Consider the following 23,400-nt stretch of genomic DNA (forward strand, 5'->3'; position numbering starts at 1 on the left):
CGGCCACTTTCTTTGCCCCGCACCCCTTGTGATATTCGCCACAGGGGTATTTGGTGAACACACCGCGTCCATGCGGTTCCTGACACCCTCCGCGCGGGCGCGGCGTTGGATGCACCGACGACGTGGGAGGCGAAGTGGCGGAAAGGAACTCCGGCGGGGCCATGGGAGCCGCGGGCAGGGCACCCACGGCCGACAGGGCGGACGCGATACGCAACGTCGTGCTGGTCGGCCACTCGGGAGCGGGCAAGACCACCCTGGTCGAGCAGCTGCTCGCGGCGACGGGCACCGTCCAGCGGCCGGGCCGGGTGGAGGACGGCAACACGGTCACCGACTTCGACGAGGTCGAGGTGCGCCAGCAGCGGTCGGTCAACCTGGCGCTGGCGCCGCTCGTGCACAACGGCATCAAGATCAACCTGCTCGACACCCCGGGTTACGCCGACTTCGTCGGCGACCTGCGCGCCGGGCTGCGCGCCGCCGACGCCGCCCTGTTCGTCGTGTCGGCCTCCGAGGGGATCGACGGGCTCACGCAGATGCTCTGGGAGGAGTGCGCCCAGGTCGCCATGCCCAGGGCGGTCGTGATCACCAAGATCGACCACCAGCGCGCCGACTTCGACGAGGTGCTGGCCACCTGCCAGGACGTCTTCGGCGACGGCGTCGCGCCGCTCTACCTGCCGGTGATCACCAACGGGCACGTCAACGGCCTGATCGGGCTGCTGTCGCAGAAGTTCTACAACTACGCGACCGGCGCCCGCACCGAGAAGGAGCCGGGCGCCGAGTACGAGGCGCAGATCGACGAGCGGCGCGGCGAGCTGATCGAGGGCATCATCCAGGAGAGCGAGGACGAGTCGCTCATGGACCGCTACCTGGCGGGCGAGCCCATCGACACCAAGGTCCTGGTGGACGACCTGGAGAAGGCGGTCGCCCGCGGCAGCTTCTTCCCGGTGCTGTGCAGCGGGCTCGGCGACGGCCACGCGGTGGGCATGACGGAGCTGCTGGAGCTGGTGACCCAGGGCTTCCCCTCGCCGCTGGAACACCCGATGCCCGAGATCACCGACCTGTCCGGCAAGCCGGTCGGCGGCATCGCGTGCGACCCCGACGGCCCGCTCGTGGCCGAGGTCGTCAAGACCACCAGCGACCCGTACGTGGGCCGCATCAGCCTCGTCCGCGTCTTCTCCGGCACGCTGCGCCCCGACATGACCGTGCACGTCTCCGGCCACGGCCTGGCCGACCGCGGGCACGAGGACCACGACGTCGACGAGCGCATCGGCACGCTGACCAGCCCGCTGGGCAAGACCCAGCGCCCGGCGGCCAAGGGCTCGGCCGGGGACATCGTGGCCGTGGCCAAGCTGTCGCGGGCCGAGACCGGCGACACGTTGTCGGAGGTGGACCGTCCGCTGCTGATGACGTCCTGGCAGATGCCCGATCCGCTGCTGCCGGTGGCGATCAGGGCGAAGTCGAAGGCCGACGAGGACAAACTGGCCCAGGCGCTCGGCCGGCTGGTGGCCGAGGACCCGACGCTGCGCCTGGAGAACAACGCCGAGACCCGGCAGCTCGTGCTGTGGTGCATGGGCGAGGCGCACACCGACGTGCTGCTCGACCGCCTGGCCAACCGGCACGGCGTCGAGGTCGAGCGGATCGAGCTGCGGGTGCCGCTGCGCGAGACGTTCGGCGGCCGGTGCCAGGCGATGGGCCGCAACGTCAAGCAGACCGGCGGCCACGGCCAGTACGCGATCTGCCACCTGGAGGTCGAGCCCCTGCCCTCGGGCGGCGGGTTCGAGTTCGTGGACAAGATCGTCGGCGGGGTGGTGCCCCGGCAGTTCATCCCGTCGGTGGAGAAGGGCGTGCGGGCCCAGATGGAGCGCGGCGTGGTGGCCGGCTACCCGATGGTGGACGTGCGCGTCACGCTCTACGACGGCAAGGCCCACTCGGTCGACTCCTCCGACATGGCCTTCCAGATCGCGGGCCAGCTCGCGCTGAAGGAGGCGGCCTCGAAGGTCCCGACCCTGCTGCTGGAGCCGGTGGACGAGCTGTCGGTGCTGGTGGCCGACGACCACGTGGGCTCGGTGATGTCCGACCTGTCCTCGCGGCGCGGGCGCGTGCTCGGCACCGAGCCGGTGGGCACCGGGCGCACGCTGGTCAAGGCCGAGGTGCCCGAGCTGGAGATCACCCGCTACGCCATCGACCTGCGCTCGATGTCGCACGGCACCGGGACGTTCACGCGCACGTTCCTGCGCTACGAGCCGCTGCCGCCGAACCTGGCGAGCAAGGTGGCGGCCACCGAGTAAGGGGTACGGACTGAGCGGCGCTGAGCCGGGAGGGCGGCATGTCCCTCCCGGCCCGCACGTTTGATCACACATCTACCGTTTCGTAACAGAAGCATCACGACTGCATTTCTTTTTTCAGGTCCGATCACGCGGGAGCAGCTGCCAGACTGGTTTGCACTATGCGAACTGGACGCCCACTCCTAGCCGCTGCAGCCCTCGCGGTCGTGACCACCAGCGCCGCCTACGTGTTCGGCCCCGGCGCGACCGAGAGCCCCGCAGCGACCAAGAAGACGACGACCACCGCCCCCGCCACCGCCGAGGCGACGGCGGCCTGCAAGCCCGACCCCCGCTACCCCAAGCGCCAGCTGCGCGGGGTGTGGATCGCGACGGTCAAGAACATCGACTGGCCCTCGCGCGCCGGCCTCGGCCAGGCCCGCCAGAAGGCCGAGTACGTCAAGATCCTCGACAGCGCGGTCAAGCGCAATCTCAACGCCGTCTTCGTCCAGGTCCGGCCCGCCTCCGACGCGCTCTACCGCTCCTCGCTGGAGCCCTGGTCGCAGTACCTGACGGGCACCGCGGGCAAGGACCCGGGCTGGGACCCGCTCCCGTTCCTCATCGACGAGGCCCACAAGCGCAACCTGGAGTTCCACGCCTGGTTCAACCCCTACCGCGCGGCCGAGACCGCCGACCTGTCCAAGCTCCCGGCGAACCACCCGGCCAAGCAGCACCGCGACTGGACGGTCAAGTACGGCGGCGGCCTCTACTACAACCCCGGCCTGCCGCAGGTGCGCGAGCACGTCACCAAGGTCATCACCGACGTGGTCAGCCGCTACGACGTCGACGGCGTGCACTTCGACGACTACTTCTATCCCTATCCGGGCGGCGGCGGCACGTTCGACGACAAGGCGGCCTTCGCCAAGTACGGCAAGGGCCGGAAGCTGGCCGACTGGCGCCGCCACAACGTGAACAAGCTGGTGGCCAAGGTCGACGCGGCCGTCCACGGCACGAAGAACCACGTGAAGTTCGGCATCAGCCCGTTCGGCATCTGGCGCAACAAGTCCAACGACCCCGACGGGTCGGCCACGGCCGGCATGTCCGCCTACGACTCGATCTACGCCGACGCCCGCTCCTGGATCGAGGACGGCACGGTCGACTACGTCGCCCCGCAGCTCTACTGGCCGCGCGGCTTCAAGGCGGCCGACTACAAGACGCTGACGGCCTGGTGGGCGGGCGCGGTCAAGGGCACCGACGTCCAGCTCTACATCGGCCAGGCGCTCTACCAGGTCGGCACCAGGACCAACGCCGCCTGGGCCAACCCGGGCGAGCTGTCGGCGCACCTGACGGTGAACCGGCGCTACGAGCAGGTCGACGGCGACATCTACTTCAGCGCCAAGCAGCTCCTGACCAACCCGCTCGGCGCGATCGACCGGGTGGCCAAGGAGCACTACAGCCGTCCGGCGCTGCTGCCGATCATGGAGGACCGCGGCGGCGAGGCCCCCGGCAAGCCGGCCGGCGTCAAGGCGAGCGGCTCCACCGTGTCCTGGACGCCGTCCGAGGGGGCGCGGGCCTACGCGGTGTACCGGGTGCCGGAGTCGGGCAAGGACTGCCACACCACCGACGCCCGCAACCTGGCGGCCGTGGTGACGACGGCGTCGTACTCGGCCAAGCCGGGCACGTACCTGATCACCTCGCTCGACCGGCAGCACCACGAGAGCAAGCCGGTGAAGGTCAAGGTGGGCTGAGCCGAGGCCCGTCCCGCCACGTTCGTCCGCCGACGCCACGCCGGGGATCCGGCGTGGCGTCGCCGTGTCCCAGGCGGGGAGCTCAGCGGCCGGTCTGCTGCCAGGCGCGGGCCAGGGCGGCGACCGCCTGGTCGAGGAGGGCGGGCGGCAGGGCGAAGCTGAGGCGCAGGCGGTCGCGGTGGCGGCCGTCGGGGGAGAACAGCGAGCCGGGGGCGACGGCCACGCCCTGCTCGCGGGCGACGGCGGCGAACCTGTCGGTGTCGGCGCCCGGCAGCCGGACCCACACCGACAGGCCGCCCTCCGGGCGTGACCAGGTCCACGACGGCAGGCGCGCGGACAGCGCGGCGGTGAAGTGGTCGCGGCGGCGGGCCAGCTCGGCCAGCCAGGCCGGCACGGGGTCGCCGTCGAGCAGGTCGGCGGCCAGCCGCTGGGAGACGGCGCTGGTGGCCAGGTCGGCGTCGAGCTTGGCCTCCAGCAGCCGGGCCAGCAGCGGCTCGGGGGCGGTGAGCCAGCCCACCCGCAGGCCGCCCCACAACACCTTCGACAACGAGCCCACCGTCACCGTGCCGTGCGGATGGGCCTGGGCCAGCGGCTCCGGAGGCGTCCGGCCGTCGAACACCACGGGCGCGAGGGTCCGGTCCTCCACCAGCGGGACGTCCGCCGCCGCGGCCAGCTCGGCCACGTGCCGCAGGTCGGCCACGCGGCCGGTCGGGTTGTCCACCGGCAGCGCGTACACGGCGGCCGGGCGGTGGCGGGCCAGGGCGTCGCGCACGGCGTCCGGGTCGGTGAGGTCCACGGGGACGGCGTGGGCCCCGGCGCGCCGGAACACGCTGAGCGCGCCTCCGTAGGCCGGGTCGCCGACCAGCACGCGGTCGCCGGGCCGCAGCAGCACCCGGGCCGCCAGGTCGATGCCCTGCTGGGCGCCCGAGGTCACCAGGATCTCGCGGTGCGGCCCGGCGTCCAGGGCGGCCAGGACGGCGCGCAGCCGCGAGTCGCCCATGGCGTCGTAGCCGTGGCCGCTCGGCGCGCGCATCAGGGCGGCGGCGTCCAGCGGGGGCGCCGCCAGGTGCGAGGGGTCGGGGACGACCGAGGTCGACAGGTCGGCCAGCACCGCGCCGCCCTGGAGCAGGCCGCCGAACGTCGGGACGCCCAGCACGTACGTGCCGCTGCCGTGCCGGCGTTCGCACAGGCCCTCCTCGCACAGGGCGTTGAAGGCGGCGGCGACCGTCCCGCGGCTGAGCCCGACCGCCTGGGCCAGGTCGCGCTCGGAGGGCAGGCGGGTGCCCGGGGCGATGGCGCCGGTCTGGGCCAGGTCGGTCAGCGCGCCCGCGAGCCGCCGGCTGGCCGTGCCCTCGTGGAGCCGGAGCCGGTCGCGGACCAGGGTGACAAGGTTTTCTTCTCTTCCCACGCCACTATTATCCGGTTACTGTGCCACTTATCAATGAATTGGCCTACATCTTGTGATTGTTGGCGGCCATTTACGGAGAGGAGCGGCACGATGCGCGAGGCCGAGCACATCTGGATGGACGGCGAGCTGGTGCCCTGGGGCGAGGCCCGGGTGCACGTCCTGACGCACGCCCTGCACTACGGCACCGCCGTGCTGGAGGGCACCAGGGCCTTCGACACGCCGGACGGCCCGGCGGTGTTCCGGCTGGACGAACATCTGCGGCGGCTGGCGCGCAGCGCGCGGATCATCGGGATGCCGCTGCCGTACACCTTGGAGGAGCTGCGCGCGGCCACGCTGGCCACGGTCGCGGCCAACGGCCAGTCCTCGTGCTACATCCGCCACCTGGCCCACCGCGGCTACGGCGAGATGGGCGTGGCGGCGCGCGGCTGCCCGACGGTGGTCTCGATCGCGTCCTGGGAGTGGGGCGCGCTGCTGGAGGCGGGCGTGCGGCTGATGACCAGCTCGTGGCAGCGCAACGACCACCGGGTGACGCCGACCGCGGCCAAGGCCACCGGCCCCTACCTGAACTCGGTGATGGCCAAGTCCGAGGCCATGCAGGCGGGCTTCGACGAGGCGGTGCTGCTGAACGCGGCCGGCAACGTCAGCGAGTGCACCGGCGCCAACGTCTTCGTCGTGCGCGACGGCGTGCTGACCACGCCTCCGCCGCACGCCGGCGCGCTGGAGGGCATCACGCAGGACACCGTCGCGCGGCTGGCCGCCGACCTGGGGCTGACGGTCACCCGGGAGGACCTGCTGCGCACCGACCTGTACACGGCCGACGAGATCTTCGTCTGCGGCACGGCGGCCGGGATCGTGCACGTCAGCGCGGTCGATCACTGCGAGTTCGGCGGCCCCGGACCGGTCACCGGCAAGCTGCACGACGCCTACGAGGCCGCCGTGCACGGGCGCGACGACCGCTACCGCCACTGGCTCACCCCCGTGCGCGGCTGACGGACCGCGCCCGCCGCCGCCCGTGAGAAGGTAGGGGAATCGGTGGCGCCGGATCGCGACGTGCTCTAGCGTGCCACGGACGTCATCGATCGCGGGAGGTCGTCGGGGTGAGGCGCGCGCTCGTGGTGCTGGCCGTTCTGGCCGGTTCCGTACTGCTCGGCCTGCAGGGCACGGCCACGGCCGGCGGCTCGGCTCCCGGCGCGGGCAGGGTGGCGCTCATCGGCGTCTCCGGCCTCAGCTGGGACGACGTCAACCAGGCCGACGCCCCCAACCTGTGGGAGCTGACGCGTGGCAGCGCGATCGGCTCGCTGTCGGTGCGCACGGTCAGCAACATCACCTGCCCCTACGACGGCTGGCTCACGGTGTCGGCCGGCACCAGGTCGGCCGCCGGTTACGCCTGCGGCGCGCCTCCCGCCCCCGAGACCCGGGGGGCGGGCGCGGTCATCCCCGACTACCGCTACCTCATCGACGTGGCCGGGCAGCGCAACGCGGGCACGCTGGGCGAGGCGCTGAAGGCCGCGGGCCGGTGCTCGATCGCGATCGGCCCCGGCGCCGCGCTCGCGCTGGCCGACCGGCAGGGCGCGGTGCAGCGCTACCACGCCTCCCCGCTCCAGGTCCGCACGGCCGACCTGGAGCAGTGCCCGCTGATCGCCATGGACGTCGACGACCTCGTCCACCCCTACCTGGCCAGTGGCAAGCTGCCCAAGGTGCCCGAGCAGCTCGGCCCGAAGGAGCGCCGCGACGCGCTGCGCCTGGCCGACGCCAAGGCCGGCGCGCTGCTGTCGATCCTGCCGCCCGGCACCACCGTGCTGCTCGCCGGCCTGTCCGACCACGGTTCCGTGCCGCACCTGCGGGTGGCCGCGCTGCGTGAGCCGGGGGCGCAGGGGCGGTTGCTGGGCGCGGCCTCCACCCGCCGCGCCGACATCTCGATCCTGCCCGACCTGACCGCGACCGTGCTGGCCCGGCTCGGCGTGCCGGCGCCGGCCACGGTCGTCGGGGTGCCGCTGCAACTCGGCGACGCCGGTGCGACGATCGACCGGCTGCGCCGGGCCGACGCCACCGCGCAGGCCATCCGGTCGGTCAAGGGCGTCTACTTCACCGTCGTGGCGGTGTTGCAGGTGCTGTTCTACGTGGTCGCGTTCCTGCTGCTGCGGCGGCGCAAGGGCCTGTCGCCGGTGCGCCTGGCCGCGGTCGCGCTGGCCGCCCTGCCGGTCTCCAGCTACCTGGTCAACCTGCTGCCCTGGTCCACCCTGCCGCAACTGGTCGCCGGGGTGCTGGGCTGGGTCGTCGTGGTCACCGCGCTGGCCTTCGGCGGGCCCTGGCGGCGTCGTCCGCTCGGCCCGCTCGCCGTGGTTGCCGGCATCACCGCGCTCACGCTCGCCGGCGACCTGCTGACGGGCACGACGTTGCAGCTCAACAGCGTCATGGGCTACAGCGCCGAGGTCGGGGCCCGCTACTACGGCCTGGGCAACATCCCGTTCGCGCTGCTGGCCACCGGCACGCTGCTGGCCACCACCGTGATCGCCCACCGCTGGCCGGGGCGGCCGGGGGTGGCCGCGATCGTGGTGCTCGGGGCGTTCGCGATGGTGCTGGGCGGCTCTGGCATGGGCAGCGACTTCGGCGGCGTGATCGCGTTCGTGCCGGGCATCGCGGTGACCGCGCTGCTGGTGGCCGGCAAGCGGGTGTCGATCGTGAAGCTGGGGGCGTTCTGCGTGGCCGGGGCGGTGATCGTGATGACGTTCGCCGTGCTCAACTACCTGCGTCCGCCCGACGAGCAGACGCACCTGGGCAGGTTCGTGGGCCAGGTGCTCAGCGGCGAGGCGTTCGAGGTGATCTTCCGTAAGCTCCAGGCCATGCTGGCCACGCTGCTCAGCCCCAACCTCATGCCCATCGTGATCGCGGCCGTGGCCTTCCTCGTCTACGCGATCCTGCGGCCCGAGCAGGCCAGCGCGGGCGTGGTGCCCGCGGCGTTCCGCCACTCCCCCGCCCTGCGGGCCGGGCTGATCGGCACGCTGGTCAGCGGGGTGATCGGGATGCTGGTCAACGACTCGGGCGCCGCGGTGTTGTCGATGGCTCTGGCGCTGGCCGTGCCGCTGCTGCTCGCGGCGGGCATCGGCGCGCTCGGCCGCGAACACCCGGCCGAGGCCCCCGCCCCCTCCCACCTGGCCCACGCCGGCGACTGACGCCTCGGGCGGCGGGCCCGGGATCGACGCCGCCGGCCGGCGCCTCAGGCCGGCGCCGCGACCGGTGTCGTCAGTCCTCCCAGGCGTCGGCCAGCAGTTGCCGGGTGTCGTGCAGGAGCTGGGGCAGCACCTTCGTCTGGGCCACGACCGGCATGAAGTTCGTGTCGCCGCCCCACCTCGGCACGACGTGCTGGTGCAGGTGGGCGGCGATGCCGGCGCCCGCGACCTGGCCCAGGTTCATGCCCACGTTGAAGCCCTGCGCGCCGCTTGCCTTGCGCAGCGCGCGCAGCGACCGCTGGGTGAACTCGCCCAGCTCGGCGACCTCGGCCTGGGTCAGCTCGTCGTAGCCGGACACGTGCCGGAAGGGCACGACCATCAGGTGGCCGGAGTTGTACGGGTAGAGGTTGAGGACGGCGTAGACGACCTCTCCCCTGGCCACGATCAGGCCGTCCTCGTCGCTCATCCGGGGGATCTCGTCGAACGGGCAGCCGTCGCCCGGCCCGGTGCCCGTCGGCTTGTTCTCGCCCTTGATGTAGGCCATGCGATGCGGGGTCCACAGCCGCTGGAAGTTGTCGGGCGCCCCGGCTCCTGCCTGATCGTGCATACCAAGCAGCATAGGACCCCGCGCCGAGGGGCCGCTCTTCCGGCGTGATCCTCCGCCCTCCGCGACGGGCCTAGGGTGAGGGCATGGCACAGCGACTCGAACCCATGCCCGCCGACTGGCAGCGCGCCCTGGCCGTCGTGGCCCACCCCGACGACCTGGAGTACGGCTGCGCCTCCGCCGTCGCCACCTGGACCGACGCCGGGCGCGAGGTCTCCTACCTGATCGCCACCCGCGGCGAGGCGGGCATCGACACGCTCGACCCCGCCGCGTGCGGGCCGGTGCGCGAGCGCGAGGAGCGGGCCAGCGCCGCCGTGGTGGGGGTGACCACCGTGGAGTTCCTCGACCACGCCGACGGGGTCGTCGAGTACGGGACGGCGCTCAGGAGGGACATCGCCGCCGCCATCCGCAGGCACCGCCCAGAGCTGGTGATCACCCTCAACCCCGACGACACGTGGGGCGGCACGTACTGGAACACGCCCGACCACCGGGCGGTGGGCCGGGCCGTGCTGGACGCCGCCGGAGACGCCGGAAATCGCTGGATATTTCCCGACACCGACGCCGCGCCCTGGAACGGCGTGCGCTGGGTCGCCGTCGCCGGCTCCAACTCCCCCACCCACGCCGTGGACGTCACCGACGGTCTGGAGCGGGGCGTGCGCTCGCTGCTGGAGCACCGCGCCTACATCGAGGCCCTGACCGACCAGGCCCCGGAGGTCTACGCCCGCGAGCTGATCGAGGGCTCCGCGCGGGAGGCCGCCGAACGCTTCGACGGCCGCCCGGCGGTCGCCTTCCGCCTGTTCCCCCGCTGACACCCGGCCGGCACTGACACCCGGCCGGCACTGACACCCGGCCGGGCCTGGGCCGCCCGAAGCACGGCTCAGGCCCGGCAGGCCGGGAAGGCTCGCCGGGCCTGGAGCGGCGGGTCAGACCTGGACGCGGCGTTCCACGGCGTTGACGATCTCGGCGATGGCCTCCTCGACGGGCACGCCGTTCTTCTGCTCGCCGTTGCGGTAACGGAAGGACACCGCGCCGTTGGCGATGTCGTCGTCGCCGGCCAGCAGCATGTACGGGACCTTCGCCTTCTGGGCGTTGCGGATCTTCTTCTGCATGCGGTCGTCGGCCGCGTCGACCTCGACCCTGATGCCCCGCTCGCGCAGCCGCTTGGCGACGTCCTGGAGGTAGGGCACGTGGGCGTCGGCGATCGGGATGCCGACCACCTGCACCGGCGCCAGCCACGCGGGGAACGCCCCGGCGTAGTGCTCGACCAGGACGCCGAAGAACCGCTCGACCGAGCCGAACAGCGCCCGGTGGATCATGACCGGCTGCTGCCGGGAGCCGTCGGCCGCCTGGTACTGCAGGTCGAACAGCTCGGGCAGGTTGAAGTCGAGCTGGATGGTGGACATCTGCCAGGTGCGGCCGATGGCGTCGCGCACCTGGACGGAGATCTTCGGCCCGTAGAAGGCCGCGCCGCCCGGGTCCATCACCAGGTGGAGGTTCTCGGCCTCGGCCACCTCGCGCAGCGTGGTGGTGGCCTCCTCCCACACCTCGTCGGAGCCGACGAACTTCTCCGGGTCCTTGGTGGACAGTTCGAGGTAGAAGTCCTCCAGGCCGTAGTCGCGCAGCAGGTCGAGGACGAAGCGCAGCAGCGAGGTCAGCTCGTCGCGCATCTGCTCGCGGCTGCAGTAGATGTGGGCGTCGTCCTGGGTCAGGCCGCGTACCCGGGTCAGGCCGTGGACCACGCCGGACTTCTCGTAGCGGTAGACCGTGCCGAACTCGAACAGCCGCAGCGGCAGCTCGCGGTAGGACCGCCCGCGCGCCCTGAAGATCAGGTTGTGCATCGGGCAGTTCATCGGCTTGAGGTAGTAGCGGGCGCCCTCCAGCTCCATGGGCGGGAACATCCCGTCCTTGTACCAGTCGAGGTGGCCCGAGACCTGGTAGAGGTTCTCCTTGGTGATGTGCGGGGTGTTGACGAACTCGTAGCCGGCCTCCTCGTGCCTGCGCCGCGAGTAGTCCTCCATCACCTTGCGGATCACGCCGCCCTTGGGGTGGAAGACCGCCAGGCCCGAGCCCAGCTCGTCGGGGAAGGAGAACAGGTCGAGCTCGGCGCCGAGCCTGCGGTGGTCGCGCCGCTCGGCCTCCTCCAGCATCTTCAGGTATTCGTCCTGCTTGTCGCGGGACTCCCAGGCGGTGCCGTAGATGCGCTGGAGCTGCGGGTTCTTCTCGCTGCCGCGCCAGTAGGCGCCGCCGGAGCGCATGAGCTTGAACGCCGGGATCGACCGGGTGGAGGGCACGTGCGGCCCCCGGCACAGGTCTTTCCAGCACAGCTCGCCGGTCTTGGCGTCGAGGTTGTCGTAGATCGTGAGCTGCCCGGCCCCGACCTCGACGCTCTCCTCGTCGGCCGCGCCGCCCTTGAGCCCGATCAGCTCCAGCTTGTACGGCTCGCCGGCCAGCTCCTCGCGCGCCTCGTCGTCGCTGACGGCCCGGCGAGAGAACAGCTGTCCCTGCTTGACGATCTCCCGCATGCGCTTCTCGACGCGCTTGAGGTCGTCGGGGTTGAACGCCTGCTTGACGTCGAAGTCGTAGTAGAAGCCGTTCTCCACGGGCGGGCCGATGCCCAGCTTGGCCTCGGGGAACAGCTCCTGCACCGCCTGCGCCATGACGTGCGCGGTGGAGTGGCGGACGATGGCCCGGCCGTCTTCGCTGGAGACCTCGATCGGCTCGACCACGTCGTCCTGGGCCAGCGGGTGGGCGAGGTCGCGCGGCTCGCCGTTGACCCGGGCCGCGATGACGGTGCGGCCGTCGGCCTCCAGCGCCTCACCGGCCGTCGTGCCGGCCGCGACCACACGCTCGGCTCCGGCGAGGGTGATGCGTAGCTCGGCTGACACGGTGTCTCCCTTGGATCGCGCTCGATGTGCGGCACCGAGGCTGGTTCGATGGTGAACACCGATGCTATCGCGGGTGAAACCCCAGCCTTGTCAGGTCCTGGCGGGTGCCATGGAAGATGTTCCGGTCGAGCGGACTGCTGGCATATTGGTGGATTGTCCAGTCGCGCCACGGCGGCGGCACGAGGGGTTCGCCGCGCGGCCTCTCGGGGGAGGCGATCCACAGCGGGTAGTCGGCCAGGCCGGCGCAGTTCCCCGAGCGGGCGAACCAGTGGAAGGTGTAGATGAAGGGCCGCAGGCCGGCGTGCCGCTCGACGTGGTGGCACCAGCGGCGCGCGTACCTGGCGACCTGCTCGGGGCGCTGCCCGTCGCCGGTCTCCAGGTCGAGCGCCACCAGGTCGCCCCTGCGCAGGCCGCCCGCCGACCTGAGCACCGCCAGGAAGTGCCGGGCGTGCTCGATCGGGTCGCCCTTGGGCCGGGCGAAGTGGTACGCCCCGCACACCAGCCAGCTCTCGCGCATTCCTGACCAGTTGCGGGCGAACCACCGGTCGGTCCAGTCGCCGCCCTCGGTGGCCTTGGCGAAGGCGAAGGAGACCCCGGCCTCGGCGTGACCGGCCCAGTCGACGGAGCCCTGCCAGTTCGACACGTCTATGCCATGCAGCAAGCGCTTCACCTTGCCGGAGTTTATTGAGATGTCCCCCTATGAACCCTTCGACGCGCCGATGAGCAGCTCACGGGTGCGTTCCCGCTCGGCGAAGGTCGCGCCGACGAAGTCGGTCACCCCGGCCTGGCGCAGCCGTTCGAGCTGGGCGAGCACCGACTCCTCGTCGCCGACCACCGCGACGTTCCCGGGCCCGGCGGCGCCCTCGCGGTCGAGCATGGCCCGGTAGGAGGGCAGCGTGCCGTAGACGGCGAAGATCTCGTTGGCGCGCTCGACGGCCGCGGCGGGGTCGTCGGTGACGCAGACGGGCAGCGCGCAGACGATCCGCGGCGCCGGGCGGCCCGCCTCCGCGGCGGCGGCGGTGATGGTCGGGGCGACGTGCTCGGCCACCGTCTTCGGGCCGGTCATCCACAGCACCGTGCCGTCGGCGACCGTGCCGGCCAGCTTCAGCATGCGCGGGCCGAGGGCGGCGATGAGCACCGGGAAGCCCGCGCCCGGCGTGGTGAGCCGCACGTCGGCCCTGATCGTCTCGCCCGCCGCCTTGACCTGCTCGCCCCGGCTGGCCGGGAGCAGCACGTCGAGGTACTCCTTCATGTGGCGGTAGGGGCGCTCGAAGCTGAGGCCGAACATGTGCTCGATGACGACCTGGTGCGACAGGCCGATGCCGAGCGCCAGCCGGCCGCCGAGCGCGGCGTTGGCCGTCATCGCCTGCTGGGCCAGGGCCGCCGGGTGGCGCGGGTAGGTGGGCACGACGGAGGTGCCGAGCTCGATGCCGGGCACCTGGGAGCCGGCCACGGCCAGCGCGGTGAGGGCGTCGAGGCCGAAGATGTGGGACAGCCAGGCGGAGGCGAAGCCGTCCTCGGCCGCCTGGGCGATCTCGTCGCGGAGCGCGCCGAGCGGGTCGGGCCCTTGCCGTTCATTCAGGAAATATCCGAAACGCATGGAAACAGAACTCCGTTCTGGAGGCAGACGCGCCTGTATCTTCCCACGCCGCCGGGCGCGCTCACCCGTACGAAGGGGGCGGATTTGTAAAGTGGCCTCATGACGCACGATCGCGCAGGACAGCCCGCCCAGCCCGCCGACCTGGTCGACGTCGCCCGGCTGGTGACCTCCTACTACGCCCTGCACCCCGACCCCGCCGAGGTGGCGCAGCGGGTGGCGTTCGGCACGTCGGGCCACCGCGGGTCCTCGCTGCGGACGGCCTTCAACGAGGACCACATCCTGGCCACCAGCCAGGCCATCTGCGAATACCGCGCCTCCCAGGGCACCGACGGGCCATTGTTCCTGGGCATCGACACGCACGCGCTGTCCGAGCCCGCCCGCGTGTCGGCGCTGGAGGTGTTCGCGGCCAACGGGGTCGAGGTGCTGATCGACTCCCGCGACGGCTACACGCCGACCCCCGCCGTCTCGCACGCCGTCCTGCGGCACAACCGGGGCCGCACGTCCGGGCTCGCCGACGGCGTGGTGGTGACGCCGTCGCACAACCCGCCCTCCGACGGCGGCTTCAAGTACAACCCGCCGCACGGCGGCCCCGCCGACACCGACGCCACCTCCTGGATCCAGGACCGCGCCAACCAGCTGCTGGCCGACGGCATGAAGGGCGTGTCCAGGATCTCCTACGCCAAGGCCCTCGACGCGGCCGGCCGCTACGACTTCCTCGGCGCGTACGTCGACGACCTGCCGTCCGTGGTGGACCTCGACGCGATCAGGTCGGCCGGGGTGCGCATCGGGGCCGACCCGCTGGGCGGGGCGAGCGTGGCCTACTGGGGCGAGATCGCCGAGCGCCACCGCCTCGACCTGACCGTGGTCAACCCGCTGGTCGACCCCACCTGGCGGTTCATGACGCTCGACTGGGACGGCAAGATCCGCATGGACTGCTCGTCGCCGTACGCGATGGCGTCGCTGATCGCCCAGCGCGACAGGTACGACATCGCCACCGGCAACGACGCCGACGCCGACCGCCACGGCGTCGTCACCCCCGACGGCCTGATGAACCCCAACCACTACCTGGCCGCCGCCATCTCCTACCTGTACGCCCACCGCGAAGGCTGGCCCGCCGCGGCGGGGGTCGGCAAGACGATGGTGAGCAGCGGCGTCATCGACCGGGTCGCCGCCTCGCTCGACCGGCGCCTGTACGAGGTGCCGGTCGGTTTCAAATGGTTCGTCCCCGGGCTGCTCGACGGCTCGCTCGGGTTCGGCGGCGAGGAGAGCGCCGGGGCCTCGTTCCTGCGGCGCGACGGCTCCCCCTGGTCCACCGACAAGGACGGCCTCATCCTCGCCCTGCTGGCCTCGGAGATCCTGGCGGTGACCGGCGAGTCGCCGAGCGCGCACTACCGCCGCCTGACCGAGCGGTTCGGCGAGCCCGCCTACGCCCGGGTCGACGCGCCCGCCACCCGCGAGGAGAAGGCGGTGCTGGCCAAGCTGTCGGCCGACCAGGTGACGGCGTCGTCGCTGGCCGGCGAGCCGATCACGGCGGTGCAGACGACGGCCCCCGGCAACGGCGCGGCGCTCGGCGGCGTGAAGGTCTCGACCGAGAACGCCTGGTTCGCCGCCCGCCCGTCGGGCACCGAGGACGTCTACAAGATCTACGCCGAGTCCTTCAAGGGCCCCGACCACCTGGCCAAGGTGCAGGAGGAGGCCCGTTCACTGGTCTCGGCCGCGCTGGGCTGAGCGGCCGGGCGGCTGAGCGGCCGGGCGGCTCAGCGGGGCAGTTCGCGGGCGGTGGCGGTGGGCATGCCGGCGCGTCCGAGGTCGGCGTGCCGGCCCGCCAGCACGCCCGCGCGGTAGCCCGTGCCGCTGGTCGTCGGGACGGACATGCGGATGCGCGGATAGTGGGCGGCCACCGCCAGGTCGACCTCGGCCCGGCGGTCGGCCAGCACCAGCGCGGTGCCGGCCCCGGCGGCCTCGGCCTCGGTCGCGGCGCGCGACTCGGCCTCGCGCAGCAGCCGGTACACCTCGTCGGTGAACCCCAGCAGCCACGAGCGCCGGTAGGCCCGCGCGGCGGCGAGCTCGCCCGGCGGCCGTACGCGGGCCAGGCCGGAGGCCATCTGCAGCAGCAGCGACGTGGCCAGCACGTCGGCGCGTTCCAGGTCGGCGGCGAAGCCGAACACGTGCACCCGCTGGCCGCCGTCGCCGCGGCCGATCAGCAGCGGACGGCAGCGGACGGCCTGGGCCACCAGGCTGACCAGGCGGGCCTTCTCCCTGGCCCACGGGGCGGGCAGGGTGACGATCCGGTCGCCGGGGGTCTGGCGGGTGCCGGGCGGCGGGAGGGTGTCGATGCCGTACTTGGCCATCAGGGCGGAGGCGGCCGCCAGGAAGGTGGCCCGCTCGTGCTCGTTGTCCGTGCGTTCGGCCTTGGCCAGGAGTTTCCTGACGCGTTCGAGCGTGCGCTCCCGCAACCGAGCTCCCCTACTTGGCCAGCACCCGCCCGTCGTCGGCGATGGCCGGGAAGGCGCCGGTGTCGACGATGCCGTGCTGCTGGTACAGAGCCTCGATCAGGGCGTGCGCCTGCGGCTCCAGCTTCCACAGGGCACGATACTCGCGCGCGGTGGCCAGCGGGACGCCGATCTCCTGGGCGATGTCCACCGAGCGCGGCACGATGCGCTTGGCGATCTGCCGGTCCCAGAACTCGCGGGCGGCCCTGATCTGGGCGGCGCGCTGGGCGGTGTCGACGACCTGGGGGGTGGCGTCGAACACCTCGACGTCCTCGTCCTCGTCCTCGACGAGCTGGGCCAGCGCGGGCGGCAGCGCCGGGCGGGCGGGCACGGGACGGTGGTCGGCCTCGGGCTCCCACGGCACGCGCGGGTCGGCGTCGATGAGCGCGGTGGTGTTGTACAGGGCGGCGATCTGGGCCAGCAGCGCCTCCTGACGCTGCTGGTCGACGGCCAGCCCGGTGTGCTCGACGGCCTGGTCCATGGCCTTGTCGAGCCTGGCCAGCGCGCCGCGCATCTTGCGCTCGGAGGCGCCGCTGTCGCGCAGCGCCTTGGCGCGCTTGGCGGCCAGGGCGACGCGGGTGAGCCGGCGGTGGGCGTCGACCTCGGAGGCGGTGCGGTCGCTGACCTCGGCCAGGCCCATGCGGACGAGCAGGCGTTCGGGGGTCAGGCGCCAGTTGATGCGGCCGGTGCCGCGGATGCGGTGGCGTTCGATGGCCATGCCGCGCTCCCAGAGCCAGGCGGCGACCAGCGGGGCGGCCAGGCGGAAGACGGCCTCGGGGAGGCTGCGGGCGTCCATGCTGGACAGGACGGCGGTCAGGCAGGTCAGCGCCCAGACCGCGATGCCGTCGATGCCGGCGGAGAAGTTCTCCCGCATGTTGCGGCGGGCGCGGACGGCCGAGGTGATGATGGCGACCTCGATGAAGGCGAACAGCAGCAGCCGGAGCGGTCCGTCCAGGCCCAGCACGTCGCCGGAGAAGCGCCACATGCCCTGGGCGGACACGCCGGTGGCGATGGAGGCTGCGACGACGGTGAGCACGTCCTCGACGGGACGGGGGGCGACGTAGCGGGCGAATAACCAGGTGCCCGCGCGCCAGGCCATCCGGAGCACCAGGAACGCCAGCACGAGCCCGGCCAGGCCCAGCAGGGCGATGACGGCGGTGGCGAACGGCTTCTCGGCGACGAAGGCTGCTATTTCCTCAAATGTCGGCATCAGTCACTATCCGCGAGGCTCAACTCCAGCTTGTCTTGGGACGAGATCATCGCAGACTGTCGCCCCCTTGTACGCCAAACGCCACCGATTTCCCCTGTCTCCCACCGGTTCCTGTGACACACGCCGTACCAGAAGGGGGTTGTGGCTAGTCGGCGGCCCGCGACCCGGCGCACAATGAGGCGCACCCCCGCCTACCGCACGGCCTCCCGCACGGGATCACGCGGCGGGCGGCGGGACGCGCGGCCAGATGGACGACCGGGCGGGTGGCCAGGTGGGACGTGAGAGTGAGCGGCAATTTCGTCCTTTCGGAGGGCAACAGCCGCCTGTCCGGATGGGACCATCTACCGAGGGATTTATCCCAACATAGTGCGATGTATCCCAGCAGGACGGATATCCATGTCTGACTCAGAGTTCCCCTTCGTCCAGTTCATGCGCGAGGACTTCGACCCGGTCGCCGAGCTCGGCCGCATCCGGGCCGAGCACGCCGTCTTCCCCATGAAGATCCCCGGTGACCAGACCGTGCACCTGGTCACGCGCTGGGAGGACGTACGCGGTGTGCTCGGCGACCACGAGCGGTTCAGCAACGACTTCGCCGGCATCTCCGGCCTGGGCTCCAACCAGGAGGACCCCGGCGGCCTCGGCTTCCGGGACCCGCCCGAGCACACGCGGCTGCGCAAGTACCTGACCCCCGAGTTCACCATGCGCCGCCTGCGCCGGCTGGAGCCGCGCATCGAGGCGATGGTCGAGGAGCACCTGGACCGCATCGAGGCCAAGGGCCCGCCCGCGGACCTGGTCGAGGACTTCGCGCTGCCGATCCCGTCGCTGGTGGTGTGCGAGCTGCTCGGCGTCCCGTACGAGGAGCGCGCCGACTTCGTCAGGATCAGCAAGGACCGGTTCGACCTGTCGGCCGGCCCCGAGGCGTCCCTTCAGGCGATCAACGACGCGATGGCGTACCTGGTGGACCTGGTCGCCCGCGAACGGCGCGATCCCGGCGAGGGCCTGCTCGGCCAGCTCCTGCGCGAGCACGGCGACGACCTCGACGACCGCACGCTGGCCAGCATGTCCGACGGCCTGCTCACCGGCGGCCACGACACCAGCACCAGCATGCTCGCGCTCGGCGCGCTCTGGCTCATGCGCCACCCCGAGCAGGCCGCGAAGGTGCGCGAGGTGGACGGCTACGTCAACGACGTCGTCGAGGAGCTGCTGCGCTACATGACGGTCGTGCAGGTGGCCTTCCCGCGCTTCGCCCGCGAGGACCTGGAGCTGCACGGCGTGCCGATCAAGAAGGGTGAGATGGTGCTGTGCTCGCTGACCGGCGCCAACCGCGACCCCTCGCTGGGCCCGGACATGGACGAGGTGCGTCCGGGCCGCGAGACCGCCCGCTCGCACCTGGCCTTCGGCCACGGCATCCACCGCTGCATCGGCGCGCCGCTCGCCCAGATGGAGATGCGCATCGCCTTCCCCGCCCTGCTGCGCCGCTTCCCGGACCTGCACGTCTCGGGCGAGGTGCCGTTCAGGGAGCTGGCCATCGTGTACGGGGTCAAGGAGCTACCCGTCGCCTGGTAGAGCGGTTACGTTCACAGTGTGAACGAGCCCGTCATCGATCTGGCCTCGATCCGCGCCGTGGTGTTCGACATCGACGGCGTGGTCACCGACACCGCCCGGGTGCACGCGGCCTCCTGGAAACACGTCTTCGACGCCTTCCTGCGCGGCCGCTGCGACCCGTTCGACATCCGTGACGACTACCTCCGGCACGTCGACGGCCGGCCGCGGCTCGACGGCGTGCGCACCTTCCTGGCCGCGCGCGGCCTCACCGCGCCCGAAGGCGGTCCCGAGGACGAGCCGGGCGCGCCCACCGTGCACGGGCTCGGCCTGGCCAAGGACCAGATCTTCCTCGCGCAGGTGGACAAGTACGGCGTGGCCGCCTTCCCCGCCACCGTGGCCCTGCTGCACGAGCTGCGCCACCGGGGCGCCCGCACGGCCGCCGTCTCGGCCAGCCTGCACGGCCGCCGGCTGGTCGCCGCCGCGGGCGTGGCGCACCTGTTCGACCTGGTCGTGGATGGTGGCGACGCGGCCCTGATGAACCTGCCGGGCAAGCCGGACCCCGCCCTGTTCCTGGAGGCCGCGCGCCGCCTGGCGCTGCCCGCCGGACAGGCCGCCGTGGTGGACGCGGCATTGCCGGGCGTCCAGGCGGGCGGCAAGGGCGGCTTCGGGCTGGTCGTGGCGGTCACCCGGGACGGTCCGGGCGACGCCGCCGCGCTGGCCGGGCACGGCGCGCACGTCGTGGTGCCCGATCTGGGCGAGCTGGGCGTGCGCGGCAGGGTCCTACCCTTGAGGGCGTGACGGTTCTGATCGATCCCCCCGACTGGCCGGGGCCGCGCGGCCTGATGTGGTCGCACCTGGTGAGCGACAGCTCGCTGGAGGAGCTCCACGCGTTCGCGGCCCGGCTCGGGGTGCCGGGCCGGGCCTTCGACCGGGACCACTACGACGTCCCGGAGACCGTGCACGCGCGGGCGGTGTCGCTGGGCGCCGAGCCGGTCAGCTCGCGCGAGCTGCTGCGCCGCCTGATCGCCGCCGGTCTGCGCCGCCGCAAGCGCCACGACGCCGGCGTGCCCTAGCCTCCCGCGAGGCGGGCCAGCTCGGTGGTCATGTTGGCGCGGGCGGGTTCCTCCCACAGCTCGCGGGCCCGGTCCGTGCGGTAGAGCCGCGGCGCGGCCAGCAGCCTGCGCAGCACCTGCGCGCGGCCCTGCCGGAACAGGTCGTCGGGCACGTGCGCGTACTCGCGGCGGATGTCGGCGGCGTAGGCGTCGTAGCCGGGGCGGCCCAGCACGGCCAGGTCGGCGTCGCACAGCACGGCCCCGTCGCGGTCGCCGGCGGCCACCGTGTCGTGGGCGGCGGTCAGGCGGACCAGCCGGGCGGTCGCGGCGATCCGGCCGGGCGGCACCCCGCAGCGCGGCAGGCGCGCCTGGGCGAGCTGGGCGCTGCGCTCCTCGTCCCAGCCGGGCCTGCCTTCGTAGACGGCGTCGTGGAACCAGGCGGCCAGGCGCACGGCGGCGGGGTCGGCGGCCTCCCCCGCCAGGTCGTCGACGGCGGCCAGCACGGCGGCGAGATGGGCGAGGGTGTGGTAGCGGCGGTGGGGCTCGGCCCAGCGGGCGATCAGCTCGGCGCCGGCGGCCCGCGCGGCCGGGGAGCCGCCCGCGAGCGCGAGCCATCCGGCGGCGAGCCGGGCCCTCGACGCGGGGTCCGGGCGGTCGTGGATCACGCCTCCACCGTAGTGGCCGGGCGGTATGTCCCGGCATTGTGTCCTTGAATACACCCGGTATTTACCCGGCTGTCCCACCGCTCTGCCTCTCCGTACGGGGACCTGGTTCCCCCCGGAAAGGAGACAGCGACATGGCGACCGGTGAGTTCCAGGTGATGAAGGTTCCGGCCGAGCAGTTGAGCGGCGTGCTGCACGGTCAGGTTGTGGACCCGGGCGCCCAGCCCACGAACGTCGTGAGATGCGGCGAGGGCTGGACCGTTGACGTGAGCTGGGAGGTCGCCGGCGAGCTGGTCGACTGGCTGGCCGGACGGTGGCATGTGGAGATCATCGCCGACCTGCTGGGAGGTGGTGAGACCCGTCATCCCTCGCCTCCCGTGGAGATGACGTTCACCCCTGGCTCGGGACGGTACACCGCGTCGGTCCCGATGCGCGGCCAGCTCGGCCCGGGCACCTATGACCTGGTGGTCAACCTCACCACGACGACGGCCGCCGGCTCCGCGGGGGCGCTCGGCGGCTTCGTCGTGATCAGCAAGATTTCGGTGCTGGAGTAGCCGGCCGCCGCCCCGGGCCCCTCCCGGGGCGGCGGGCGCTCCGGCAGGGGCTCGGATCGCCCTGCAACCGCACCGCAAGTCACCCGCCCTACGCTCCGGGCGGCGGTCACGGGGAAAGCGGGACCGCCGCCCTGTATCTCACGTCACCGGACGCGCTCTGACCCGGTGAGGATCGACGGTCCCAGGGGGGACCACTGACGGGAGACCTCATGTCCGAAGTGGAACAAGCGCTTGCGCCAGGCGCTCCGATGACGGCGGACGACGTGCTGCGCATCGCCGCCTGCAAGGACAGGAACCCTGCGCTTGAGGCCATGGTCATCGCCCATGGCTACCACCGTGTCGCCGGGGACCTCGCCCAGCACCTGGGCCAGGACGCGACCAACTGGTACTGCTACGCCAAATGGACCTCCAAGGCGGTCGCCGAGAGCCTCGACCTGACTCCGGGCTCGCCCTTCCTGACCGGTTTCGGCGACCGGCTGCACGTGCCCGCGCGCCTGCGCCGCCTGTTCCGCGCCATGTTGCTGACCCTGCTCGGCCCCAGCTACCGGCTCGGGCTGGCGCTGGCCAACCGGGCGATCTTCCTGGAGACCGCGAGCCTGGCGGCCAACCTGTGGAACGGCACGCCCGACTGCTACGTCAAGGTGAGCCCGGAGTCGGAGAACACGCCGATGCCGCCAGAGTTCCTGTCCGGGCTGCTGGAGGAGGCCGACGAGCGCTACCTGCGGGACGCCGCCCTGCTGCTGCGGCAGGCGCACGCGGCCACCGACCCCGACGAGCGGGCCGAGCTGATGTTCGGGGCCAGCGTGGCGCTGTCGGCCTACGAGCAGAAGCGCGCGCAGAAGGCTCTGGAGCTGGTGCTGTACCGGCCGGTGCGGTGGCTGACCCGGATGTCGTGGCGGTCGCTGCGCTCGCTGGTGACCCGGCGGCCCTACCCGCGCTTCCCCCTGTTCAGCGCCCGGCACGAGGACCAGCCGTGGCTGACGCGCGTGCTGGAGGCCAAGTGGTCCTCGCTGTACACCCGTCACCTGTTCGCCGTGCGCACGCCGCTCAGCGACGTCAGGGTCGGCCGGCCGCTGGCCCCGCCGCCGGGCGTGGACATGGCGCTCGCCTGGCGGCCGATCAGGAACGAGAAGGTGCGCAAGCTCGCCGAGGAGTTCATCCCGGACGACGTCGAGCAGGCCACGGCCGGGGTGACCGACTGGGTGTCCTACCCCGACCGCATGCGCTTCATCGTCGGCTACTTCCGCACCTACCAGCGGGTGGGCGCGCTCTACGACCCGCCGTTCGGGCCGGAGCTCACCGCGGCCCTGGAGGCGGAGACGGCCCGCGGCACGCTGCCGGAGCCGGTCCCCGAGGCGCCGCGGGCCGACCGGCTGCTCCCCGGGACGCGGCGCAAGATGTACGCCTTCCCCGAGGAGACCGATCCCGACGCCTACGAGATGGCGCGCTTCGACTTCGAGCCCTTCCTGGAGGCGATCCCTCTTGACCGGTCAGGAAACTAGGACTCAGTCCAGGAAGTCCCTGGTGATCTCGCGGTCCTGCAGGAGCCCGCGCAGCCTGGCGAAGCAGCGGGCGCGGGTGGGGCCGATGCTGCCGACCGGCCGGCCCAGCCGGCGGGCGACGTCCACGTAGTGCGGCTCGGAGGTTTCCGTGAGTGCTCGAAACAGCACGCGCTGGGCCGCGGGCAGCTCCTCGACCAGCTCCTCCAGCGTGCCGGCCAGCCAGATCCTGGCCAGTTCCCTGTCCACGTCGTCCGTGCTGCCGAGCGTGTCGAGGTCGGGCGTGCAGATTTCCCGGGTGCGCCTGGTCAGCTTCAGGCACTCGCGGAAGGCGATCGTGGCCAGCCAGCCGGGCATGCGCTGGGGGTCCTCGACGCTCTTGAGGTTCTGCCAGGCCAGCAACCAGGTGGTCTGGAGCACGTCCTGGGCGTCCTCGTGGCCGAGCCGGAAGCGCCGGATCCTCGACCGCAGCATCGGCGTGAACTCCTCGACCAGCCGCTCCCACGCCTGGGCGTCGCCCTCCTGGGCGTCCGACACGAGCGTGGCGGTGTCGCGGCGCTCCAACGTATCCAACTGCATCATCGTCTCCCCGCCGGCCGGGGTCCTCGGGGGTCAACCTCGTTCGACCGGCCCCCCAACGGTGCTCCCGGCGGCCTTCGCGCACTGTCGCGGACGACACAGTGCGGGTGTGGCGCTCGTCACATTCGGGAGAT

At 72.5% G+C, this 23,400-nt stretch carries 20 protein-coding genes; 11 read left to right on the top strand and 9 right to left on the bottom strand.

The features are described from left to right. The first annotated feature begins 134 nt into the window (after positions 1-134). Both ACIBK9_RS46630 and ACIBK9_RS46635 read left to right on the top strand, forming a co-directional pair. Positions 135-2,285, top strand: coding sequence for an elongation factor G-like protein EF-G2 (locus ACIBK9_RS46630; protein WP_358285725.1), 2,151 nt, complete (start codon positions 135-137; stop codon positions 2,283-2,285). Positions 2,286-2,488: 203 nt separating this feature from the next. Further along, positions 2,489-4,006: a glycoside hydrolase family 10 protein gene (locus tag ACIBK9_RS46635; protein WP_397165476.1), complete on the top strand. Its 1,518-nt coding sequence runs from the start codon at positions 2,489-2,491 to the stop codon at positions 4,004-4,006. Positions 4,007-4,088: 82 nt separating this feature from the next. On the opposite strand, the gene ACIBK9_RS46640 is transcribed toward ACIBK9_RS46635, so the two are convergent. Continuing rightward, the gene (locus ACIBK9_RS46640) at positions 4,089-5,414 is read right to left on the bottom strand and encodes a PLP-dependent aminotransferase family protein (protein WP_397165477.1); all 1,326 of its coding nucleotides are present in this window, start codon (positions 5,412-5,414) and stop codon (positions 4,089-4,091) included. 90 nt (positions 5,415-5,504) lie between these two features. Here ACIBK9_RS46640 and ACIBK9_RS46645 point away from each other — a divergent pair, with 90 nt between their 5' ends. Both ACIBK9_RS46645 and ACIBK9_RS46650 read left to right on the top strand, forming a co-directional pair. After that, on the top strand, positions 5,505-6,404 hold the full coding sequence (locus ACIBK9_RS46645) for a branched-chain amino acid transaminase (RefSeq protein ID WP_397165479.1): 900 nt from the start codon (positions 5,505-5,507) through the stop codon (positions 6,402-6,404). 107 nt (positions 6,405-6,511) lie between these two features. Next, positions 6,512-8,587 (top strand): hypothetical protein, encoded by a 2,076-nt coding sequence (locus tag ACIBK9_RS46650; RefSeq protein ID WP_397165481.1) that lies wholly within the window; start codon positions 6,512-6,514, stop codon positions 8,585-8,587. 70 nt (positions 8,588-8,657) lie between these two features. On the opposite strand, the gene ACIBK9_RS46655 is transcribed toward ACIBK9_RS46650, so the two are convergent. Beyond that, positions 8,658-9,191 carry an HIT family protein gene (locus ACIBK9_RS46655; protein WP_397165483.1) on the bottom strand — a complete coding sequence of 178 codons (534 nt, stop codon included), beginning with the start codon at positions 9,189-9,191 and terminating at the stop codon, positions 8,658-8,660. A gap of 83 nt (positions 9,192-9,274) precedes the next feature. On the opposite strand from ACIBK9_RS46655, the gene ACIBK9_RS46660 reads away from it, so the two are divergent. Beyond that, positions 9,275-9,997 (top strand): PIG-L deacetylase family protein, encoded by a 723-nt coding sequence (locus tag ACIBK9_RS46660; RefSeq protein ID WP_387665082.1) that lies wholly within the window; start codon positions 9,275-9,277, stop codon positions 9,995-9,997. Positions 9,998-10,111: 114 nt separating this feature from the next. Here the strand turns inward: ACIBK9_RS46660 and thrS are convergent, their stop codons facing one another. The 3 genes from thrS to ACIBK9_RS46675 all read right to left on the bottom strand — a co-directional run bounded on the left by thrS (position 10,112) and on the right by ACIBK9_RS46675 (position 13,673). After that, positions 10,112-12,073 carry a threonine--tRNA ligase gene (thrS, locus tag ACIBK9_RS46665; protein ID WP_358285709.1) on the bottom strand — a complete coding sequence of 654 codons (1,962 nt, stop codon included), beginning with the start codon at positions 12,071-12,073 and terminating at the stop codon, positions 10,112-10,114. Between the two features lie 64 nt (positions 12,074-12,137). Further along, on the bottom strand, positions 12,138-12,734 hold the full coding sequence (locus tag ACIBK9_RS46670) for a glycoside hydrolase family 25 protein (protein ID WP_352361380.1): 597 nt from the start codon (positions 12,732-12,734) through the stop codon (positions 12,138-12,140). 36 nt (positions 12,735-12,770) lie between these two features. Further along, positions 12,771-13,673 carry an LLM class F420-dependent oxidoreductase gene (locus ACIBK9_RS46675; RefSeq protein ID WP_352361378.1) on the bottom strand — a complete coding sequence of 301 codons (903 nt, stop codon included), beginning with the start codon at positions 13,671-13,673 and terminating at the stop codon, positions 12,771-12,773. A 99-nt stretch (positions 13,674-13,772) separates the two neighbouring features. Between ACIBK9_RS46675 and pgm the strand changes: the two genes are divergently transcribed. Beyond that, complete coding sequence (gene pgm, locus ACIBK9_RS46680; RefSeq protein ID WP_397165485.1) at positions 13,773-15,401, top strand: phosphoglucomutase (alpha-D-glucose-1,6-bisphosphate-dependent); 1,629 nt, start codon at positions 13,773-13,775, stop codon at positions 15,399-15,401. 29 nt (positions 15,402-15,430) lie between these two features. On the opposite strand, the gene ACIBK9_RS46685 is transcribed toward pgm, so the two are convergent. After that, positions 15,431-16,129, bottom strand: coding sequence for a DUF2786 domain-containing protein (locus ACIBK9_RS46685; RefSeq protein ID WP_397165486.1), 699 nt, complete (start codon positions 16,127-16,129; stop codon positions 15,431-15,433). Positions 16,130-16,139: 10 nt separating this feature from the next. Then, entirely contained in the window at positions 16,140-17,375 is a 1,236-nt protein-coding gene (locus ACIBK9_RS46690; protein WP_358285701.1) for a hypothetical protein, read from the bottom strand. Positions 17,376-17,771: 396 nt separating this feature from the next. Between ACIBK9_RS46690 and ACIBK9_RS46695 the strand changes: the two genes are divergently transcribed. From ACIBK9_RS46695 to ACIBK9_RS46705, 3 genes are read left to right on the top strand one after another with little or no spacing between them, the layout of a single operon-like run. After that, the gene (locus tag ACIBK9_RS46695; protein WP_352322574.1) at positions 17,772-18,941 is read left to right on the top strand and encodes a cytochrome P450; all 1,170 of its coding nucleotides are present in this window, start codon (positions 17,772-17,774) and stop codon (positions 18,939-18,941) included. A gap of 18 nt (positions 18,942-18,959) precedes the next feature. Next, entirely contained in the window at positions 18,960-19,718 is a 759-nt protein-coding gene (locus ACIBK9_RS46700) for an HAD family hydrolase (RefSeq protein ID WP_397165489.1), read from the top strand. Further along, the gene (locus ACIBK9_RS46705) at positions 19,715-19,993 is read left to right on the top strand and encodes a DUF4031 domain-containing protein (protein WP_397165491.1); all 279 of its coding nucleotides are present in this window, start codon (positions 19,715-19,717) and stop codon (positions 19,991-19,993) included. Before ACIBK9_RS46700 ends, ACIBK9_RS46705 begins: the two co-directional genes overlap by 4 nt. Here the strand turns inward: ACIBK9_RS46705 and ACIBK9_RS46710 are convergent. Then, positions 19,990-20,637 (bottom strand): metal-dependent phosphohydrolase, encoded by a 648-nt coding sequence (locus ACIBK9_RS46710; protein ID WP_397165492.1) that lies wholly within the window; start codon positions 20,635-20,637, stop codon positions 19,990-19,992. The two genes, ACIBK9_RS46705 and ACIBK9_RS46710, sit on opposite strands and share 4 nt — an antisense overlap. 131 nt (positions 20,638-20,768) lie before the next feature. On the opposite strand from ACIBK9_RS46710, the gene ACIBK9_RS46715 reads away from it, so the two are divergent. Both ACIBK9_RS46715 and ACIBK9_RS46720 read left to right on the top strand, forming a co-directional pair. Continuing rightward, entirely contained in the window at positions 20,769-21,188 is a 420-nt protein-coding gene (locus ACIBK9_RS46715) for a hypothetical protein (protein ID WP_397165494.1), read from the top strand. 248 nt (positions 21,189-21,436) lie between these two features. Beyond that, positions 21,437-22,690 (top strand): hypothetical protein, encoded by a 1,254-nt coding sequence (locus tag ACIBK9_RS46720; protein ID WP_397165495.1) that lies wholly within the window; start codon positions 21,437-21,439, stop codon positions 22,688-22,690. Between the two features lie 3 nt (positions 22,691-22,693). On the opposite strand, the gene ACIBK9_RS46725 is transcribed toward ACIBK9_RS46720, so the two are convergent. Next, positions 22,694-23,260 (bottom strand): sigma-70 family RNA polymerase sigma factor, encoded by a 567-nt coding sequence (locus ACIBK9_RS46725; RefSeq protein WP_352327786.1) that lies wholly within the window; start codon positions 23,258-23,260, stop codon positions 22,694-22,696. Positions 23,261-23,400 lie beyond the last annotated feature (140 nt).

This window comes from Nonomuraea sp. NPDC050227, assembly GCF_044459705.1.
Classification (GTDB): Bacteria; Actinomycetota; Actinomycetes; order Streptosporangiales; family Streptosporangiaceae; genus Nonomuraea.

What these genes read in the sequence shown, in the direction of transcription:
- ACIBK9_RS46645 (WP_397165479.1), top strand. Translation starts at nt 5,505, where the DNA reads ATGCGCGAGGCCGAGCACATCTGGATGGACGGCGAGCTGGTGCCCTGG.
- ACIBK9_RS46655 (WP_397165483.1), bottom strand. Translation starts at nt 9,191, where the DNA reads ATGCACGATCAGGCAGGAGCCGGGGCGCCCGACAACTTCCAGCGGCTG.
- ACIBK9_RS46660 (WP_387665082.1), top strand. Translation starts at nt 9,275, where the DNA reads ATGGCACAGCGACTCGAACCCATGCCCGCCGACTGGCAGCGCGCCCTG.
- ACIBK9_RS46675 (WP_352361378.1), bottom strand. Translation starts at nt 13,673, where the DNA reads ATGCGTTTCGGATATTTCCTGAATGAACGGCAAGGGCCCGACCCGCTC.
- pgm (WP_397165485.1), top strand. Translation starts at nt 13,773, where the DNA reads ATGACGCACGATCGCGCAGGACAGCCCGCCCAGCCCGCCGACCTGGTC.
- ACIBK9_RS46690 (WP_358285701.1), bottom strand. Translation starts at nt 17,375, where the DNA reads ATGCCGACATTTGAGGAAATAGCAGCCTTCGTCGCCGAGAAGCCGTTC.
- ACIBK9_RS46695 (WP_352322574.1), top strand. Translation starts at nt 17,772, where the DNA reads ATGTCTGACTCAGAGTTCCCCTTCGTCCAGTTCATGCGCGAGGACTTC.
- ACIBK9_RS46715 (WP_397165494.1), top strand. Translation starts at nt 20,769, where the DNA reads ATGGCGACCGGTGAGTTCCAGGTGATGAAGGTTCCGGCCGAGCAGTTG.
- ACIBK9_RS46720 (WP_397165495.1), top strand. Translation starts at nt 21,437, where the DNA reads ATGACGGCGGACGACGTGCTGCGCATCGCCGCCTGCAAGGACAGGAAC.